We start from the raw sequence: 17,334 nt of genomic DNA, 5'->3' as shown, positions 1-17,334 counted from the left end.
CAACGGCCCGCACAGTGTAAGCGCCGCGGCAGCCATCACCAAACCCAAAGCATCGGCACGACAATTGCCGTGACTGCTTGTGATATCGGCCGAATGAAGATTCTGAAAAAGAGCGTGCCTGAGCATCTCCTCATCGAAACGAATGGAATTATAGCCGACGAATATCGAGGGAGACCACGATAACAGCTTCTGTCGAATGGACGAGACCATCTCATAGTACGAAGGCAGTGCCTCATCAGTGAGCCGCACAATGGGCAGGCTGTTTGTGAGCAAAGTGTTCGGATGAGGAACGACATGTGGAAGCAGGCGCGAACGCGCCTCGAACCGATCGATCTCATTGAGATCCCGTCGTCTCTGTGTCGAAGAAGACGAAACCCATCAACCCACCCCCGGATTAGAAACGCCCGCTCAAACGAAATCGCATGGCCGAAGCGCTAACTCGGAATTTCCGCGCAAGCGCTTCAATTCCAGCGTCATCCTCTATGTCCAGTCCGCCCGCATCAAGCGCACTTGCGCGGCATCAGCAGCTCAGATGCAAATGCGTTGGCTGGGGATCCACACCTTGCGAGGAAACATCGTCTCGCAGCAGCACGCGAAATCCCTTGTCGACGTGAACCGCCTTCCTAATCTCATGAGCGTGTAGTTCATGGTGCGCGAGTTCGTGCGCAGCCGAAAATCGTTGGCGATTGGGATGATGCAACGCGTTGACGCCCATGATGCCTACACCGTCCTTTATGAACGCCATTCCAGACAAATCGTCTTCCAACGGCGCATATTGAAGCACGATGTTTCTCGCCTTGATAATACGTTCGACCGGGACGGGCGCCCCCTTCACTCCGAACTCCTGCAAGATGTTGCGCGCAGCCCCCCGAGCCAGGCTGGTTTAGAGGCTCGGGGATATCTGTAGTAGGAATCAGGTTGAACCGGGCCTCGCTTTGCCGATGGGCGCTATTACCTAACCGCATTGAAGTACGGTCATTGACTTGGACCTGTCACACAAGTTCAGTTTAATAACCTTGTCAGCACCCCTGAGCTGGCTGATCGCAGCGTCAACTCAACAAGCCCGGTTGGCGCTGCGATCGTTTCGGGCTTGGAACTTCGATGTCATGCTCTCTTCCAGCGCCTGATATCAATTTCCTAATTGCGCTTGGAACAAAAACATTCCTGCTAGTTTTTTGCAGGCTGGCACTGTCACTCGACCCCCCCGGTAATGGCCAGAACGAAGTTTGAATTCTCGTTGAGAATGCCAGCAACCCGCAGACTCTACGTGATCACCGGCGATGTTTGAGCTGGAGCAAGAACCGTCATCAGAGTTTTACACAATTGTTATATGTCTTGAAGGCGATTCTAACGTTGGTCCGGGCAGGCCATTGATTGAACTAACCAAGGAAGCATGAACGAGCAATTAGAGGAAACTGATCTGGTTGTGGAACTGGTGTCCGCTTGGCGGGATCGCATCGGGCTAATACGCAGGCAGATTTCTTTCGCACGGGCGAAGGAACTCATTTATCGCATTTTCGATGATGTCGGCGTTCCCAGACCTTTTGTGAAGTGCACCCCTGCAAACAACCAAATGCAGGGTTTTGTCACGGCAGAACACGAGATCTTCATTCCGGAACTGCCCAGCAACGCGACCGTGGTCGAGGCCTGTGCAGAACTCCTGCTCGGCCTGAGCGACAGCATCCCAGTCCAACAGAACATCAGCCAAAATTCGTTGTACTTCCGGAACTGTATGGCACTGGCAGACCGTTACGTCGACAATCTGGCTCACGCAGACGCCCGGCACGAAACCTGCCTGACTATCGGCAACGTCCATTCCAAATGGGCGGGCATCAAAAAGGGTGATCCTCTTTATAAAACTGCAGTCGGTGCAGGATGCCGCATTTTTAGACGCGACGGAGAACCCGAACCGCTGCGTGATCCGTAAAAAGGAGCGGTTAAGGCGGTGTATTTTGCACAACATCCGGGTATTGCAGCGGGTCACAAGCTACCAGTTCTTCAGTATTGCTTCGAGCACATTTTCAACTGTCATTTTTGAGGTGTCCAGCCATAGCCCTTCTCTGGGCGTTTCTAACTGTAGCGCCTTAACCAGAACATTTGGATGAAAGTGATCGCCATAGCCAGTCTTGTGCCGATCGGCATCGCGCTGGGCAAGGGTTTCGGCAGTGGGATTGAGCACCACGATACGTGGCGCGAGATCGGCTAACCCTTGGGTGACACGAATAAAGTCTCTTCCGACAAGGATGTCCTGATAGACCGTGACAAACCCTGCTCCCACAAATCTTCGGACTGCGTCCATGGCAATATCCTGTCGCAGATGAAGCTGCGAGATAGCTTCGCGGTCGAGCACGGGACCCGGAGTGACACCGCCCTTCGCAATCATTCGCCGAAACGTGTCACCGCCTACATGAACGGATTTCTCGAAGCGCAGCACAAGCTCTCTTGCGATAGTCGACTTGCCGGCAGCCATCGCGCCGGTGATAATATAGAGTGGAACAGTCATTGATCTACCTCTTTCCTTGGCCGAACAACATGAGCTTTCTTCGACTATTTAATAGCCAGGACTCGATGTCCGCAGACCGCGCCAGTTGAATTGCCGGAGACCAGGAAATCAGATTCTCCAACGAGCTCATCGCTAGCCCTATTTAAACGGTTGTTGGAAACGAACTAGACCACTTTTGATAGCAATGCGCGGAACCGTTTACCTAGTCCAAGGGGGAAATGGTAGCCGGTATCGCTGCCAGCAGGGCCAGATCTGCAACTTTTCTTGCAACCTTGAATGCGGATTCTCTTAACTCGCATCCTATCTCGTATTCCTGTTTATTTACCGACACAGTTACGCAAAACGTGTCCGTTTCCCTGTCGTCAGTGCGATTAATCAAGCGGAGATAGACTCCGTTAATTTGTTCGGGCCGGACAACAACAGATTGGCGATGTTGATCCTTGACGACCGTTATTTCAACGAAATGGACAGGGTCATGTTTTGGTTTCTTGGACATCTTATCGCTCTATCGACATTGCCGGCTTCTCAATGGCAGTTGGTTGAAATTGTCCCTCAAACTTTTTCGGAACAGAACGGAGTTCGGAGGTTCGTTTGGCCGATCATGGGTGGGCTAGACCGCCATTAATGTATCTTGGTGTAACCAAGAAAGTCCCCAATGCTTCATCGCACCATAATTCATGGGCTTTCACTCTTCACTTCTACTCGTGACTCGCGCAGCATGATCGGGGGCATGTCCCAAGCTGAGCCAGCATGAACTTCTGTTACAAACTGCTTGAATACAATGCGTCCATACGGTGGCACGGTCCCTGGTTTCGGCAAACGCGTAAAAAGATGCATGTCGACCGGCTCGTTTTGCACGTCCGTAAATCGTACCATCAGCTTTGATACCGTTAGCGGTTCGTTCAACTCAGTCCAGTCTGTAGCTGCAAGGACCCCTTCACCCTTTTCAGCTTGATCCGCTGATATCCCTTTGGAAGTTACCACGATGCGAGCACCCAAACCGCGCGTTTCGCAGCGTCGATCATCGATGAAGGCTTCACAAGAGATCTCGACAAGGCCGCGGATTGCAGGCAGCCTTATCACGGCTGCCGAAGGGAGTGCCTTAAGGGGGCGCAGGAGCACCTTTCCGTGCTCCATGTAACCGAAAACGGGGTAAGGTGCCGCTAACTCACGCGTTAATGTAACGGATTTGAGAAGCGAATCTGGCACCGGCATTGCAAACGCAGCCAACGGTTGATTGAGGAGTTCTCCACTCAACGTGAAAATCTCTATGCCAGGCAGCCCGCCCCATAGTCGCAACGCCAGCATCTGAGGACCTTTGGAGCTTCCTGCCACTTCTGCTGTGTGGTTAAGACCGAACTTCGACAACAAGCCTGGTGAAACGACCCCGATCTGCGGCGGTGTTGCTCCGCTTTCGCTCTCCGTCCAAACATGAAGCTCCACTGCATGCGATGCAGCAGCAGACGCGCTCTGCAACCGAAATGGAAGCCAGCCGGGACAAAGGGTATCAAACGGTATTTGCCCTTTTGCCAAAACCGCGCCTGTGTCACGCGCCAGTAACTGCGTAAATAAAATCCCTTGTCCAGTCCCTACATTGGTCACATTCAGGTCAAATCCGAGCAGCCCACGTGCGCCCACTGGTAGTGACTGGGTGATACATGACGGGTCAAATGGCCCGACCGATATCGCCCTGTCATTCGAAGCTTCAGAGTTGTTGAAGATCAACCGCGGCGAGGCAAGGCGCAAATTCGTAAGGAGTTCCTGAACCGCTGCCGGGATCCGGACGTGGCTTACCCAGCTCTCACGCAGGGCTGCGAGGTCTCGCATCAAGGCAACGTTGGCGTTTGCCAACTTTTGCACTTCTTGCCGCGACCGAGCGAGCAGCCCCTCCACAAGTGCGTCCCGTCCTCCTTTTATGATGGGAGCGTCAAAATCTTTGCTCCCGGTATCCGAGCACCATGTCTTCAATTGTTCGAGCGATGTGTCGCTGATTGAACCAGGAACCCAAAACGCCCATACATTTGACGGCGGCAGATCGAGGGACAAAACGCCCGCTCCAGAAGGGTCTTCATTTTCTTGCAGAGCAAAGTGACCGCCTTCGGTCAGTTGAAATACATAGTGATCCAGCAAATCCCCAGCACTGATTTGGATTGAATCAGTAGCCAGAATTATGACCTTTGGATTGCCATCATAGAGTTTTGACAACATGTACGAGGGCGCACGCAGCATCAGGCAATTTCCTCTGGAGCGAAATCATCGGCCGAATTAAGAACGTCCTTCCAGAGGCGCAATCTTGTATCTGGAATCCCAAAGGCCCGGCACAGATGTGCCGCGACGCTATCGGGAACAATAATGGCATTGTATGCCTGTTCGAAGGCCGAGCAGGAATTGATCTCTTCACTTTCAACGGCACCAGTTCCCCTTCCGAGCAACGCCCATGTCTCCACCTTCAATCGCTTGAGTGATCCCATCAATGAGTGTGCCAACCCACCATCCATGCTGACCACCAGATCGTACGTTGCCAAGGCGCCCACGGCATCATTCATGTGCACTGGCTCAAGCCGCGCTATTGAGCCAGCCTGATAGGTATCCGATTTCACTCCGGAGAGTAGGTGCGGTAGCGGCATCACGATAATTTGCGAAAACACGGACCTTGGAACAAGATCAGGACAAACGGTGCCAAAAATGAAAAGATGAACAGCGAGCCCGTCGAAATGAAGGCTTTGCGCGAGTTCTTCGGCGGCGCTCAATTTCTTCGCATCCATCGAGTTCAGAATGAGCGCAGCACGTCTTCCATCCTGCTCTCCGTCTGCAGGAAGAACAGAAGGGAGATTGAACAGCTCCGGATAAACATGACGCGGCAGTGCCGGATGAGCACGGTAACGATCCAAAGGAAGAGCATTCCAGAGCATGTGCTGCTCCAGCTCTGCCACTTCGGCAATTTCCTGGCACAATGTCTGTAAACCATTGCGGCCCGGGCGGGAATGAACTGCCATGGCGGCGCCAGAATATTCAAGGCGCAGTGGCACATGGCCATGCTGCTTTCCGCTCTGGATCTCGCCGCGGCGGATGTCCGTCGTCCCAGTGAGGGCATGACGAACAAGAACCGTGCACTCTATAGCCAATATTATTTCGGGCCAGAGGTCGATCGGTTGATCCATGTCTGCTCCCAGCCCCTTCGTCCAGGTAAAGGAGAGACCCGTCGCGGCGCGATGCCGGATCAGGCAGCTAACAAAGGTGGAACGGGAGAGCGCGCATTCAAGTGCCCACAGGACGCCCAGAAGCACTCCGTCCAGGTGAAATGTGTCAAAGAGCGATTGGTTCATGATAATCAACTGACCCGGACATGTGCCATAGGCGGGTTGCTGGCCAGCTCGTAGCAGACGTAGAATAAATTCCTGCTTGGAAAGCTTCTCCACGTCATCGGCCACCGTCAGGCAGCTGACCATATCCGTATCGGGATGAAAGATCGCATAGCGCGAGCGCGAGCGCGCCTCCAATTTTAGAATATTGCGTGGGTTATAAAGTTGTGGGTGACGATGGCGAATGTAGCGTTTGATGGACGCAAAGTCCCGCTCTGCTGCGACAAGCATACTTTCACCACGCCTGCGATAGCCAAAGCCCGTGTCTGCGACATGGACCCCGCGAAATCCTTTTTCCATGCCTTGCAGCCAAAATTCCCAGTCCTCTACACCTTGGCGCATTTCGATATCGAAACGTATTCCGGCATCAAGCATTCTGCGGGAAACCATACTGCCGGCCTCACAGATATTGCGAAACAAATGCTCCAGTGGCGAATATGGGCCGGATGTATCCGCTTGTTCGGCAAAACCGAACTTCCCGACATCCGGATAAGCCCAACCAACTTGCGGCCCAGAAGAACGCAATGCATTCAGAAGACGCTGAAGAAGATGAGGACCGATCCGGTTGTCGCAGTCGAGGAAATAAACCGCTTCCAGCTGCGGAAATGCAGCGAGCGCAAACTCGATTCCGCTGTTGCGTGCAGCACTCAATCCCCCATTTCGTTTTGCCAGATAGAAGATGCGCCCCGGAAAAGAGGCCGCAAACGTTTGGCAAACCTCGTGCGTTTCACTTGTCGGGCATCCATCATTGATGATTACGATGGCATAGCTGAAATCGACTATCTGATTCAACGCGGTATGCAACGTTTCGCAGGTAAGCCAAGGCTGACCGTAAGCTGGAATGATGACAGCCGCTTTCGTGTCGGCAACATCCTGTTTCAACTCATGAACTCCGATCTAACCAGTTGACCGTTGGTCATGTCTAAGCTTCAAATTCTTGCACTGTTGCTGGCTTGCCCGATGCCATTATCGGAAGCTTCAGAACCTGCTCCGAATATTCATGCGCGGTGTTTGGATCTGATGCAACAATGCCTCCTCGCATCCAGTTGACGCTTTTACGCAGACCTTCGTGCCAACTGACCATCGGACGCCATGGGGTTTCAGATTGAATTAAAGATGTATCGAGGATATTGGCCGGAACATCCACCGTACGGCCCGGATGATATAATTTCTCAATCACGCCGTCGTCCAACATCAACTCGATGTCACGAACGACCTGGTTTACAGTCAGTCCCATTCCGGACCCAACATTCATGACTCTATGGATGCCGCTATAAAAGCAACCATAAAGCATCGCCGCAACAACGTCGTCGACGTAGACAAAATCACGTATAACCTCGCCATCCCCCCATATTTCGACAGGTTCTTTCAGCAGGGCGCGACGCATTGTGGCCGCAACGAGGCCTTGCTGCCGGTTTCCCTGCTGGAAAGGCCCGTAAATATTCGAGATTCGGCAGATGTGATAATCCAGACCGTGCAGTCGATGAAAGAGGGCCAGATACTTCTCAATTGCGAGTTTGCTGACGCCATATCCGGAAATCGGTTCAGTTGGCGATGATTCCGGAATCGGAACGCTGTCGGGAACACCATAGACGGTCCCGCCCGATGACGGGAAAATGATCTTCCTGATACCTTCCCTGCAACAAACCTCAAGCAATCGCACCGTGGACAGAACGTTTGTCACCAGATCAGCTGCCGGGTCGCGATTGGAAGCCTCCGGAATCGTGCCGCTAATCAAATGAAAAACAAACTCCTGACCCTTTACGGCGCGTGTCAGCGACCGAACATCGTCGAATTGGCCCGATATCCATTTCACGTCCTGATGCAGTGCGCCCTGGAGCGGTGAGGTGCGTCCAAAAGCTGTCACCGTTGCCCCGCAAGCAACCAGCATATTGCAAAGATTTATTCCAAGAACGCCGCTTGCTCCAAGGACAAGGCACCGCTCTTGAAGGTGCAAATGTGTCATGGCCCTGCCTTTTCCGTCCCTATGGAATCATAGTCCACGACTGATCACCGGGAATTAGGCATTTTTGGCACTTGGATGCGGTTCCCGCTGCTCACTTTTTGTCAATGAAGGTTACGGTTCTCAAGTGAAGTTAAAATGACGCTGTTCAAACGGTCGCCAATGTTCTTAGTCTCTTCAGCAGACTATCGAAGGAGCTTCGCGCAGAGGCATAAGAAATCACCAGCCATAAGCTTCCTCCACAGTATTCGTTATTGTGAGCATCCCAGGGTGTCTTCGCGACCTGGTTCATCCAAGTCGGCCACCACCGTTGACCAGCAAGCTTGGGGCGGAATGGGCAAGCAGAAATCGGTCGACATACTTTTTAAAGAAACTTGATTCAGATGGCCGGAGGCCTGAAGTTCACCCCTTCGGCATGTTTGCAATCCATCATGCTTCTGAGTCTTGTGCACTTTGCTGTCTATGTAGAAAGCAAACGGATGGACTGTTGTACCGATGCGATACTACCGACTCGCCATACACAGCTGCAACAGGCAACGAAAAGCTTGACCGCAACCGCGGAATGCATAGATTGTAGGCAAGCGTAATTTACCTTGGCAATCGACATGTAACTTTGTCGAGTGACACGCAATTTACCCTTTTGGCCACGAAGTTGCCTTTGGGTCAGGATCGCTGTCTTTTCTTAACGATTTCAGCCGCATCCGATCGAACGTGTCGCCCGCCTCAGCCCAAGCAGCGTACGGTTCCGTTGCAAACTTTCCGTCAATGATATTCGTGCGATTGACAAGGTTCAATGTCGAACCGGGAAATCGCGATGTTCAAGGGCCGCCATTTTGATCGATCTGTAATCCTGCTTTGTGTACGATGGTATCTGGCCTACAATCTTAGCCTTCGAGACCTGAAGGAGATGATGGCTGAACGTGGCATCGAGCTCGATCATTCGACGATCCATCGCTGGGCCATTTATTTCAGCCCTCGACTACTTGAGCGCTTCAATCGCAGAAAGCGCACCGTTACCCGTAAATGGAATTTCGACGAGACTTATATACGGGTAAAGGGAGAATGGATGTACCTCTACCGCGCCATTGACGGCAACGGGGATACCGTCGAGTTCTACTTCAGCAAAGATCGTGATCTGAAGGCGGCGAAACGCTTTATTTGCAAGGCTTTGGCCCGACATGGACGACCGGATTGTATCACGATTGATGGCAGTCAGACCAATCGGACGGCGATCGTTCAATGTGATACTGAGGGCCAATTAAAGGGCCAGGGAATAGAGCGCGGCAGACGCATTGCCATCCGCTCGAGCAAATATCTGAACAATGGCATTGAGCAGGATCATCGCCGTGTCAAAAGACGCATCCGGTCCATGCTGGGTTTCAAGTCAGAAGCTTCAGCCAGCATCACCCTGGCAGGGGTTGAACTGGTTCACATGATGCGCAAACAGCAAGGCCTGTTTGCCTACAGCCGCGTACTTACTCTCAAAGAGCAGTTCGAGGCAGTCGTCGCCTGAAATGTATCATGAGGTAAGGTACTCTCTAGCCAGTTTCAAAACTTTGCAACATGTATGGACGCCCCGATGGGGGCAAGAAGAATCTTTTAGAAGAGATATTGCGTGTAGTCGGGTGCTGACATGTATCCGGCCTCCTGATGCAGCGTTCAACATGCCGCGGGCCTATATGGGAGTTCGCAGACCGGGTCCAATTCACAACCGCGTGCTCAAGGCACTTTGTTGCAATCTGGTTTTCCCGATCTCGTCTCGTCGACCGTTACGCCATATCCTCCATCTGACCTTCCTACACCTCCGACAGCCTCACGATCGTTGCAGGGTTACTCTGCCGCGATCTGAGCTCGATAAATTCCACCTTTGGCCATCAAAGCCCAGACGATACGAGCCATCTTGTTGGCAAGGGCAAACCTCACCAGCATGGGCGGTTTGCGTTTGAGCATACTCGCCAGCCACGATCCTGCCACGGCTCCCTTTCGTGCTGCCCACCGTACAACGGCACTCGCTCCGATGATGAGCAAGCGGCGCAAGGTTCGTTCCCCCATCTTCGATGTTCTGCCAAGTCGCTGTTTACCTCCTGTGGAATGTTGCAGTGGTGTGAGCCCGAGCCACGCCGCAAAATCACGTCCGCGTTTGAACGTCTCGGCTGCCGGTGCCAACGCCGTCAGCGCCGTGTGAAGTGCGCCTCTGATCCCGCCGTCATTGCCGAACTTATCCGCAAGCGGGCACCAACGGTAAAACGGGTAGTTTTCGAAACAGGGCCTTTGTCGATATGGTTCTATCATGCACTACACGCCGAGAGGCTGCCGGCCATTTGCATCGATGCCCGTCACGCCAAAGCAGCACTCGATATGGCGGTGAACAAGACAGATGCAAATGATGCCGATGGTTTGGCACACCTGGCAGAAGTTGGATTCTTTCGTGAAGTGCGGGTGAAAGGTTTCGACAGCATGTTAGCCCGCACGCTTGTCGCGGCACGCACCCGGTTGGTCCGAATGACCACTGAGCTTTCCAACCAAATCCGTGGCATCATGAAGACTTTCGGTCTGGTCGTTCCCGCAGGTAAGGGAAGCACGTTTGAGAAGAACGTTCGCAGCCTTCTTATCAATCATAAGGATCTTGCTGATATCGTGCTGCCGATGCTGGATGCCTGGCTGGGCCTTCGTACTCGTGCCGCAGAGCTCGGTCGCCAACTGCTCGCGGACGCCCGTCAGAGCCAAGCCTGCCGTATACTCATGTCCATCCCCGGCGTGGGCGCGATCACTGCAACCTCCTTCGCTACTGCCATCGAAGATCCCGGCAATTTTAGGAAGTCCCGAGCTGTAGGCGCGTGGATAGGCCTCACGACGCGCCGTTACCAATCCGGCGAAGTCGATTACGATGGCCATATATCCAGACGCGGCGACCGCCATTTACGTGGGCTTCTCTACGAAGCGGCGTCGGTCATTCTGACACGTAGCTCAAAGGAGAGTTACTTGCGGACATGGGGGCTTCAGCTCCGGGAACGGATAGGCTTCAAAAGAGCCGCCGTGGCTGTGGCGCGCAAACTTTCGGTGATCATGCACACAATGCTGAAGACTGGTGAGTTCTTTAATCCGAATGCGGGAGCCGCAACCTAAATCCGTATAGCGTTCAACGTCTGAACGCCGAAACGTCCCTGCCGGGACGTGAGTCGAGCCATCCCGGATCGGACATCTCTTACTGGACCAAACGGCCTGGAAAGTCATAAGACAAGACAACCCCATCACAACCCAATTATCCGCGCGTTGAACTGCATGTCAGCTCGCACAGAGCGGTTTGAACGCTTCGATGTGCCGCTTGACGTTTGCCAAAGAGAACGAGGCCGATACATTCTCGGGTCCTGTGACTGTCACTTCATCGGCCTCCAGAATGGCACGAAAAGTGTCGTTGCCTTCTTCTCCAGGAAGGATAAGAAAATGTTGGTTGGTCATCATTTCGCGGCCAATCGATAGGCCATCCAGGGTGAATGTAACTTCCTCACCGACCGGGTCCCACTTCGCACCGGCGCCCAAATCGACAAGCCCCGTGATGCGTTCCGGCTCGGAAGACCGGCACGATGCCATCAGCATCACTTCGCGGCCGTCTGGCATCGAGTTCATGAGCAGGATTTGACTGCGCCCCTCGACGTCTTTCTGAAGGACCGCTGTTGTCTCGGCCGCCGCCGGGGCGGAGAAAGCGAGAATCGCCACCAATGTGGGATGGAGTTTCAAGGCGACAATCCCCCTATGTCATCATTTCATCTAGATCACTGGTCGATGATCAACATTGTATTGCCGTTCGGGTTTTGGCAACTCTTGCATAAGTTTCAGCGTCGAGCCGCGCGGTCGGATAGAGCAATGACGCTGTTGTCTTGCTCGCCATGGATGTGCTCGCAGAAGGCGGCCGTATAGACCATATCATCAAGCACCTTTTGGTTCCAGGAAACCCAGAAGAAATTGTGCGGGATCGGTGCGATGCCGGAATCCCACAGGTCGTTTGCGAAGGACATGAACGTTTCGAGTGTGTCGCCGGAGCCATCGACGTCCAGGAACTCGAAGCTGAACTCTATGGTCTCGTCAGCATGCTTTCGGATGTAGCGCGCAGCCTAAGCGTGCTATGCAGGTTTTGTTGCCAAGGTGTCACATCTCCTGCTTCGGGATCGTGATGTCTCCGAGAGCGCTAGTGAAAAATGGAGATACGACATGAGCAAGCAAGCACTCTTCCTTCAGCACCGCACCAAGCCCGGCGCGCGCGAGGAAGTTCAGAAGGTATGGCAGAAACATATGCAGCCGGCGATCGACGCCAACGCAGGGCATGAGGTCTATGTATATTCGTTCGGAAGCGATCCCGACCGGATCTGCGCCTTCCAGGTTTACAACAGCGTTGAGGAAGCAAACGCCTTCCTGAAATCGCAGGCCTATACAGATTACGAGCAGGAAGTCAGTCCACTGCTCGAAGGGCCGCCGCAAGTGGAAGTGCTCCAGCCGCAGTGGATCAAGGGGATCCGTTGACCTCCGAGCGATGACGCGATCTCGCATCCGTCCAAGATGCGAGATCGGCGCTCCTCGGCATGGCGTATCGCATGCTGGGGTCGCGCAGCGATCCCGAAGACGTATCTTCTGGCTCAATGGTGTTGTCACCTTGTTTGAATGACAAGCGCGTCAAGTCCCGTGCTGACTGTTTCAGACGATCTGGCCGCTGGCGGCTTTCCATTGAGCCATGGCTTGCTGTCGGTGATTGCGAATTTGATTGGCTGAAGGTTTTGTGTGATCTGGGACGAAGAGATTGCGGACGGCGGAAAACAGCGAAACGAAATGCTGTAAACTTCCGATTGAACGAAAGCCCTGGCGCATTCACTCCCGTTTTCGAAACGGCAGATGCGAGTTCTCGGCTCGATTGTTCAAGCCCTTGTGCGAGCGATGCTCGACGCCTGGAATGAACTGACGCCTTGCCGCACCGTATGAGCGCAACTTGTCCGTGATCATCCGCTTCGGCAACATACCCTGCTTCTTCAGCAGGCGCATCAGCAAACGTCTGGCAGCCTTGGTGTTGCGGCGGTTCTGCACGATCTCGTCAAGAACACAACCATCTTGATCGACAGCCCGCCACAACCAGCATCGCTTGCCATTGATGCGCACCGCAAGGCGAGTGGCGCGGGGGAGTTTCACCCCCACGCTCTCTCAGAACCGGACGTGATACTCTCGCATCATCCGGCTCCCATTGTTCTGCCGTATCCATGAAGCAGAGGCCAATGGGCGAACAGCCGAGGTTGGCGCTGCGCGATGCGCAAAAGCCAATGTCGGGATCGCCGCTTGTGTCTACGTAAGGACTTGTACTTTCCCGAAGCCCATCGAGCCAAGTATCGTTCGATGCTCCAGAGCGTAGGTTGGAGAGCTGAAGGACAGAACCGACCATAGTAATTGATCCAGCCGCGGATATACGAGTTGAACATCCGTGCCAGATCATCGAGAGCCTTGTCACTGCGAAGATGCAAGGACCAACTACGGATGGTGCCCCGTATCGCCTTGAGCGCCGTCGGACTGGCCGCAGGACCGAATGAAACACCCATGCCCCCGGCCTTCTTGCTCACAAGTCTCGGCCGGAAAGTGTAGCCGAGAAAGTCGAACTTGTAGACCGGGTGAGTACCTCGCCGACTTTCATCCCTGCAGTAGACGATTTTAGTCTTGTCAGGATGAAGCGTCAGCCCGCAGTCAGTAAACCGCGCGTCCAGAGCTTTCTGAAGCGCCATCGCCTGATCCTCGGTCCGACAATGACAGATCGCGTCGTCAGCATACCGTTCAAACGGAATGTCCGGGAAATTCCGACACATCCACATGTCAAACGCATAGTGAAGAAAGAGGTTTGCCAAGAGGGGGCTGATCACCCCGCCCTGTGGCGTTCCCCGTTCTCTGGCGACGAGACTTCCGTCCGGCATCTGCACTGGCGCTTCTAGCCATCGTTCGATGTATAAAAGCACCCACGGGCAATCGGTGTGCTTGCGCACGGCCCGCATCAGCAGATCCGGTTCGATGCTATCAAAGAAAGCCTTGATATCAAGATCAAGAACCCAGTTGTAACGCCAGCATCGCTGCCGGGCCACGTCGATCGCATCGAGCGCCGATTTGCCGGGCCGATACCCATAGGAATCCGGGTGGAATTTAGGTTCCACCTCTGGTTCCAGATGGCGTTTGACCACCATCTGCGCAATGCGATCGGCGACCGTAGGTATGCCCAGCGGGCGCGTCTTCCCATCGCTCTTGGGTATGTCGACCCGCCGCACCGGCGGCGGAAAGTAGCTGCCCGACGCCAGCCGATTCCAGAGCTTGTACAGGTTGTTCGTAAGATCAGCCTCAAAGTCCGCAATCGTCTGGCCGTCAATACCAGCCGCTCCTTGGTTGGCTCTAACCCTCTTATATGCTTCCCACACCTCCCTTTTCGGAATCGTATACGGCTTTGCTCTATCCACGAGGATCCTCCCGTCGCCGGTTGTCCTTGCTCCAGAGCTGAACAACGCAACCCCTTCGCTCCAGCCCCATTACAGGACCTTCAGCACTACTACGGGCTGCTCCGCCCCTGTGCTCCGCTTTGGTAATCTCACCCTCGCAGGGACCGCCTGCTTGGGTTTCTCCCTTAACATCGGAGCGACAGGTTCCCGCGTTCCACACGAAAGCCTGGTTAAGAGTCACGCCGCCTTTATGCCGGATGCCGCCTGGGCAGAAATCAGGTCGCCCCCCAGACTCGTCCCGGGCTAACGAATTCCTCCCGGTTTCGACATCATCTTGCACTTTTCGACACGTCATCAGCGGTTCGCTTGCGCTCGTCTCTCTAAACCTCACCTGACGGACTATAACGTCCGCCTTTTCTACAACGCTCACCACCACGGCTCTTTACCGTCACAGCTTGCAGTGGTTTGAAACCTACCCCTGACGGTCGGTTTCGAGGGGCCATACCCTCATCTTCCGTGCAGCTCGGCTCCCACATTGCTGTGGGTGCCTCGCGGCACACGCTCATCGAGATGCCAGACGTCATTCTGTGAAGCTGGCTTGTGGTGTAAGCGGCGTATGTAGTCAGCACCGTGTTTGCGACACCATCTCCGGATTGTCTCATAAGAAACGACAATGCCGCGCTCAAGCATCAGCTCTTCGACTTCGCGCAGACTGACATTGAAACGATAGTAGAGCCAGATCGTCCGGGCGACAACTTCGATGGGGAAGCGATGGTTCTTGTACGTCGGGGATGTCTGGGTCATCCGGGATAACTACCACCCTTCCGTTTACGGAAGATCAATGTGACAGTACCTTGAAGATGCATCTCGCCCTAATCTGAAGTTTGATGTAACGTTGCTTCATCGACAGACAGGTTTTGTTCTGACCCCTGCCAGACAAGCTAGTTCACGCGCGGTTCCAGCGACCCGCAACCGGGAAATAGATGACCATGCGCAGATGCCGGTGCTCGTCCACAGTCATCATTTCGTGCTCGAAGGTCACTGGGGTGTCGCCATCCAGAACCGAGCCGACGCCTCGCATGTATTCGCCTGACGAAGGCTCCTGCCACCAGCGGCTGTCGCTTTGCCTTTAATTCCGAGATTTGTCGCGTTTGGCGTCGACAAACGCCATTCTTTGCCCTTAAATACGAGACGACAATCAAGTTCGTTCGATGGTATTTGATGTCGAGGCGTGACGTCGGTTCTCAATCTGTCGAGCGATCCGGTCGACGGTCACAAGCAAGCGGTCGCCTGAACAAGTGGGGCGCAAGGTCACCGCTCTCCGCGCTGCTTCAGCACCAATCGCCCCGGCGTGGTCCCCTTCCCTATCCATCGCAGCCAGCCGCAAACGCCCCTGTGAACCCTGTCTCAGGTTTAGGGGCAAGAATCTCGAATTTAAAGGCAAAATATCAGATTTAGGGACAAAGGACGCCTTTGATTTTGTTAAATTCCTCATCTCGCCTATAAAGGCAAAGTGACAATCGAATAAGATCATTCTTATGAATTTTGATTCTCTTTCGCACGCCAAGCCAGCGAACTCGCTATGGCAAGCAGTTACTCCGCTCGTGTTGGCGGTCGTCGTTGTTCTTGTCGGCTCGCGAATTCCATTGCCCGGCATCGATGCCGCTGCTCTGGTCGAGCAGTTGGCCTACTCATCCAACGGTGCGATGGCGCGGTTCTCGATCTTTGCCCTTGGGATCATTCCATTTTTCACGGTGCTCGCCTATGCGGAGATCGCGAAACTGGTCTTTCCCCCTTTAGCGCGCTGGCAGGCGGTCTCTTCGGGCAATACCTTCCGAATGAGCGTGGTCATCAAGTCCATCGTCCTCCTTCTCACCGCCATACAGGGTTACGGCATCTTGAGCGCGCTTGCGGCCATGGAGCTCGTGGATGGCTCTCCCAGGGTAATGGTCGCTGGGATCGCATCGTTCGTGGGTGCCTCTGTGGTGATGATCTGGCTGGCCGACATGGTGCGCTTACCCAACTTGGGGAATGGCGTCTGGTTGCTCTTGGCGATTCCTCTGCTCGGGGCACTGCCAGGCGAATTCGTTGCCTCGTTCGAGCTGACTCGCTTCGGTGCGGTCTCTGTCGTGGACTGGCTGATTACCGTCATTGCCATCGTTCTTGCGATTGCAATGATTGTTGTCGCTAACAGGCTGCTATCCCGAAAGCATGGTGAAGCGGGCCCGACCCTTTCGCTGGCGGTTCTGCTCTGGCCGCCATTTCTCGCCAATACCCTTGCGGGCTATCTGATTGCCGTTCCTTTTGTCCTTCTCCCCGAACTGCTGTCCGGCGCCCCATGGCTACTGAACGTAGTAGCTCTGGCGTTATCCGCTACTCTCATTCCACTTTTCGTCTACGCCTATCATCGGCTCATTTCGATCGTCCGGCCTGATATCGCCCGCGGTGATATCAGATCGATCCTGATGGTGGTGGCCGGTATTCAGATCCTGGTATGCGCAGGACTTGGCATGCTGAAACTGGCTACATCTTTTTCGTTCGTCCCCAGTGGCGGGATGCTTATCGTTTGCGTCACGGTCCTGCTGGCTCTCGAATGGTCACCAGACGGGCACTCCGGGGTAGGGTCGTGATAGGTGGTGCAAGGATTATCGCCGGTTTTGCTTTGTCACCACTGGCGTCCGGCGTGTTGCAAGTCCTCCTCATGGGAGGATTCCGTGGCTTTCCGATTATTATGTTCAGCTACCCAGTCGCATTAATCCTTGGAATACCCGCATTCTTCGTCGCCCGATATCTCGGGTGGCTGAGTTTGAAGGCTGTGGTTCTGGGCGGCGCCGGGCTTGGATTATTCGTGTGCTGTGTGATGGTCGCGTTTGATAGAGGATATCACGAAGCCCCGGCGTTCATTATTCTTGGTGTTGCAGCGATGGCGGCTCATGGCGCCGTTGTCGCGGGACTATTCTGGGTCATCGCCTTGTGGCACCGCAATGACCGTTAAGTTCGATAACTTGGACCATAGAAATGATCGCAGAGATTTTCGCTACACATCACCGCTCT

The 17,334-nt window shown here is 54.1% G+C and carries 14 protein-coding genes and 6 pseudogenes; 6 read left to right on the top strand and 14 right to left on the bottom strand.

Features of this window, described 5'->3' with window-relative positions; all coding sequences use genetic code 11:
• Positions 1 to 15: 15 nt before the first annotated feature.
• Positions 16 to 379: pseudogene (locus ACYJL1_RS22540) on the bottom strand (3'-5' exonuclease family protein); the annotation flags it as partial.
• Positions 380 to 394: 15 nt separating this feature from the next.
• A pseudogene (locus ACYJL1_RS22535) lies at positions 395 to 877 on the bottom strand (ImmA/IrrE family metallo-endopeptidase).
• 516 nt (positions 878 to 1,393) lie between these two features.
• Between ACYJL1_RS22535 and ACYJL1_RS22530 the strand changes: the two are divergent.
• Positions 1,394 to 1,927 carry a hypothetical protein gene (locus ACYJL1_RS22530; RefSeq protein WP_460899367.1) on the top strand — a complete coding sequence of 178 codons (534 nt, stop codon included), beginning with the start codon at positions 1,394 to 1,396 and terminating at the stop codon, positions 1,925 to 1,927.
• Positions 1,928 to 1,987: 60 nt separating this feature from the next.
• Here ACYJL1_RS22530 and ACYJL1_RS22525 read toward each other — a convergent pair whose 3' ends face one another.
• The 5 genes from ACYJL1_RS22525 to ACYJL1_RS22505 all read right to left on the bottom strand — a co-directional run bounded on the left by ACYJL1_RS22525 (position 1,988) and on the right by ACYJL1_RS22505 (position 7,831).
• Positions 1,988 to 2,503, bottom strand: coding sequence for an AAA family ATPase (locus ACYJL1_RS22525; RefSeq protein WP_460899366.1), 516 nt, complete (start codon positions 2,501 to 2,503; stop codon positions 1,988 to 1,990).
• A gap of 202 nt (positions 2,504 to 2,705) precedes the next feature.
• On the bottom strand, positions 2,706 to 2,999 hold the full coding sequence (locus tag ACYJL1_RS22520; protein WP_460899365.1) for a hypothetical protein: 294 nt from the start codon (positions 2,997 to 2,999) through the stop codon (positions 2,706 to 2,708).
• Between the two features lie 179 nt (positions 3,000 to 3,178).
• Positions 3,179 to 4,732: a DUF6212 domain-containing protein gene (locus ACYJL1_RS22515; RefSeq protein ID WP_460899364.1), complete on the bottom strand. Its 1,554-nt coding sequence runs from the start codon at positions 4,730 to 4,732 to the stop codon at positions 3,179 to 3,181.
• Positions 4,732 to 6,747 carry a glycosyltransferase family 2 protein gene (locus ACYJL1_RS22510; RefSeq protein WP_460899363.1) on the bottom strand — a complete coding sequence of 672 codons (2,016 nt, stop codon included), beginning with the start codon at positions 6,745 to 6,747 and terminating at the stop codon, positions 4,732 to 4,734. The genes ACYJL1_RS22515 and ACYJL1_RS22510 overlap by 1 nt, the downstream gene beginning before the upstream one ends.
• A 40-nt stretch (positions 6,748 to 6,787) precedes the next feature.
• A complete protein-coding gene (locus tag ACYJL1_RS22505; RefSeq protein ID WP_460899362.1) occupies positions 6,788 to 7,831 on the bottom strand; it encodes an NAD-dependent epimerase/dehydratase family protein in 1,044 nt (347 codons plus the stop codon).
• Positions 7,832 to 8,642: 811 nt separating this feature from the next.
• Here ACYJL1_RS22505 and ACYJL1_RS22500 point away from each other — a divergent pair.
• Positions 8,643 to 9,341 (top strand): IS6 family transposase, encoded by a 699-nt coding sequence (locus tag ACYJL1_RS22500; protein ID WP_460899361.1) that lies wholly within the window; start codon positions 8,643 to 8,645, stop codon positions 9,339 to 9,341.
• A gap of 317 nt (positions 9,342 to 9,658) precedes the next feature.
• Here ACYJL1_RS22500 and ACYJL1_RS22495 read toward each other — a convergent pair.
• A pseudogene (locus tag ACYJL1_RS22495) lies at positions 9,659 to 10,030 on the bottom strand (transposase); the annotation flags it as partial.
• Here ACYJL1_RS22495 and ACYJL1_RS22490 point away from each other — a divergent pair.
• Positions 10,007 to 10,954: pseudogene (locus tag ACYJL1_RS22490) on the top strand (IS110 family RNA-guided transposase); the annotation flags it as partial. The pseudogenes ACYJL1_RS22495 and ACYJL1_RS22490 overlap by 24 nt on opposite strands.
• A 159-nt stretch (positions 10,955 to 11,113) precedes the next feature.
• Here the strand turns inward: ACYJL1_RS22490 and ACYJL1_RS22485 are convergent.
• Complete coding sequence (locus ACYJL1_RS22485; RefSeq protein ID WP_460899360.1) at positions 11,114 to 11,566, bottom strand: hypothetical protein; 453 nt, start codon at positions 11,564 to 11,566, stop codon at positions 11,114 to 11,116.
• A gap of 95 nt (positions 11,567 to 11,661) precedes the next feature.
• Positions 11,662 to 11,844, bottom strand: coding sequence for a hypothetical protein (locus tag ACYJL1_RS22480; RefSeq protein ID WP_460899359.1), 183 nt, complete (start codon positions 11,842 to 11,844; stop codon positions 11,662 to 11,664).
• Between the two features lie 193 nt (positions 11,845 to 12,037).
• Between ACYJL1_RS22480 and ACYJL1_RS22475 the strand changes: the two genes are divergently transcribed.
• On the top strand, positions 12,038 to 12,346 hold the full coding sequence (locus ACYJL1_RS22475) for a putative quinol monooxygenase (protein ID WP_460899358.1): 309 nt from the start codon (positions 12,038 to 12,040) through the stop codon (positions 12,344 to 12,346).
• 171 nt (positions 12,347 to 12,517) lie between these two features.
• On the opposite strand, the pseudogene ACYJL1_RS22470 reads toward ACYJL1_RS22475, so the two are convergent.
• The 4 genes and pseudogenes from ACYJL1_RS22470 to ACYJL1_RS22455 all read right to left on the bottom strand — a co-directional run.
• Positions 12,518 to 12,961, bottom strand: a pseudogene (locus ACYJL1_RS22470) (IS6 family transposase); the annotation flags it as partial.
• Between the two features lie 80 nt (positions 12,962 to 13,041).
• Positions 13,042 to 14,301: a group II intron reverse transcriptase/maturase gene (gene ltrA, locus ACYJL1_RS22465; protein WP_460899357.1), complete on the bottom strand. Its 1,260-nt coding sequence runs from the start codon at positions 14,299 to 14,301 to the stop codon at positions 13,042 to 13,044.
• Between the two features lie 534 nt (positions 14,302 to 14,835).
• Positions 14,836 to 15,084, bottom strand: a pseudogene (locus ACYJL1_RS22460) (IS6 family transposase); the annotation flags it as partial.
• A gap of 142 nt (positions 15,085 to 15,226) precedes the next feature.
• Positions 15,227 to 15,361, bottom strand: a complete 135-nt coding sequence (locus ACYJL1_RS22455; RefSeq protein WP_460899356.1) for a hypothetical protein — start codon at positions 15,359 to 15,361, stop codon at positions 15,227 to 15,229.
• A gap of 457 nt (positions 15,362 to 15,818) precedes the next feature.
• Between ACYJL1_RS22455 and ACYJL1_RS22450 the strand changes: the two genes are divergently transcribed.
• Positions 15,819 to 16,910, top strand: a complete 1,092-nt coding sequence (locus ACYJL1_RS22450) for a preprotein translocase subunit SecY (RefSeq protein ID WP_460899355.1) — start codon at positions 15,819 to 15,821, stop codon at positions 16,908 to 16,910.
• Entirely contained in the window at positions 16,907 to 17,275 is a 369-nt protein-coding gene (locus tag ACYJL1_RS22445) for a hypothetical protein (protein ID WP_460899354.1), read from the top strand. Before ACYJL1_RS22450 ends, ACYJL1_RS22445 begins: the two co-directional genes overlap by 4 nt.
• Positions 17,276 to 17,334 lie beyond the last annotated feature (59 nt).

It is taken from the genome of Phyllobacterium sp. K27 (genome assembly GCF_054796155.1).
This window is presented reverse-complemented; position numbering and strand designations above follow the sequence as displayed.

What these genes read in the sequence shown, in the direction of transcription:
- ACYJL1_RS22530 (WP_460899367.1), top strand. Translation starts at nt 1,394, where the DNA reads ATGAACGAGCAATTAGAGGAAACTGATCTGGTTGTGGAACTGGTGTCC.
- ACYJL1_RS22525 (WP_460899366.1), bottom strand. Translation starts at nt 2,503, where the DNA reads ATGACTGTTCCACTCTATATTATCACCGGCGCGATGGCTGCCGGCAAG.
- ACYJL1_RS22455 (WP_460899356.1), bottom strand. Translation starts at nt 15,361, where the DNA reads ATGCGAGGCGTCGGCTCGGTTCTGGATGGCGACACCCCAGTGACCTTC.
- ACYJL1_RS22515 (WP_460899364.1), bottom strand. Translation starts at nt 4,732, where the DNA reads ATGCTGCGTGCGCCCTCGTACATGTTGTCAAAACTCTATGATGGCAAT.
- ACYJL1_RS22450 (WP_460899355.1), top strand. Translation starts at nt 15,819, where the DNA reads ATGAATTTTGATTCTCTTTCGCACGCCAAGCCAGCGAACTCGCTATGG.
- ACYJL1_RS22500 (WP_460899361.1), top strand. Translation starts at nt 8,643, where the DNA reads ATGTTCAAGGGCCGCCATTTTGATCGATCTGTAATCCTGCTTTGTGTA.
- ACYJL1_RS22475 (WP_460899358.1), top strand. Translation starts at nt 12,038, where the DNA reads ATGAGCAAGCAAGCACTCTTCCTTCAGCACCGCACCAAGCCCGGCGCG.
- ACYJL1_RS22480 (WP_460899359.1), bottom strand. Translation starts at nt 11,844, where the DNA reads ATGTCCTTCGCAAACGACCTGTGGGATTCCGGCATCGCACCGATCCCG.
- ACYJL1_RS22505 (WP_460899362.1), bottom strand. Translation starts at nt 7,831, where the DNA reads ATGACACATTTGCACCTTCAAGAGCGGTGCCTTGTCCTTGGAGCAAGC.
- ACYJL1_RS22520 (WP_460899365.1), bottom strand. Translation starts at nt 2,999, where the DNA reads ATGTCCAAGAAACCAAAACATGACCCTGTCCATTTCGTTGAAATAACG.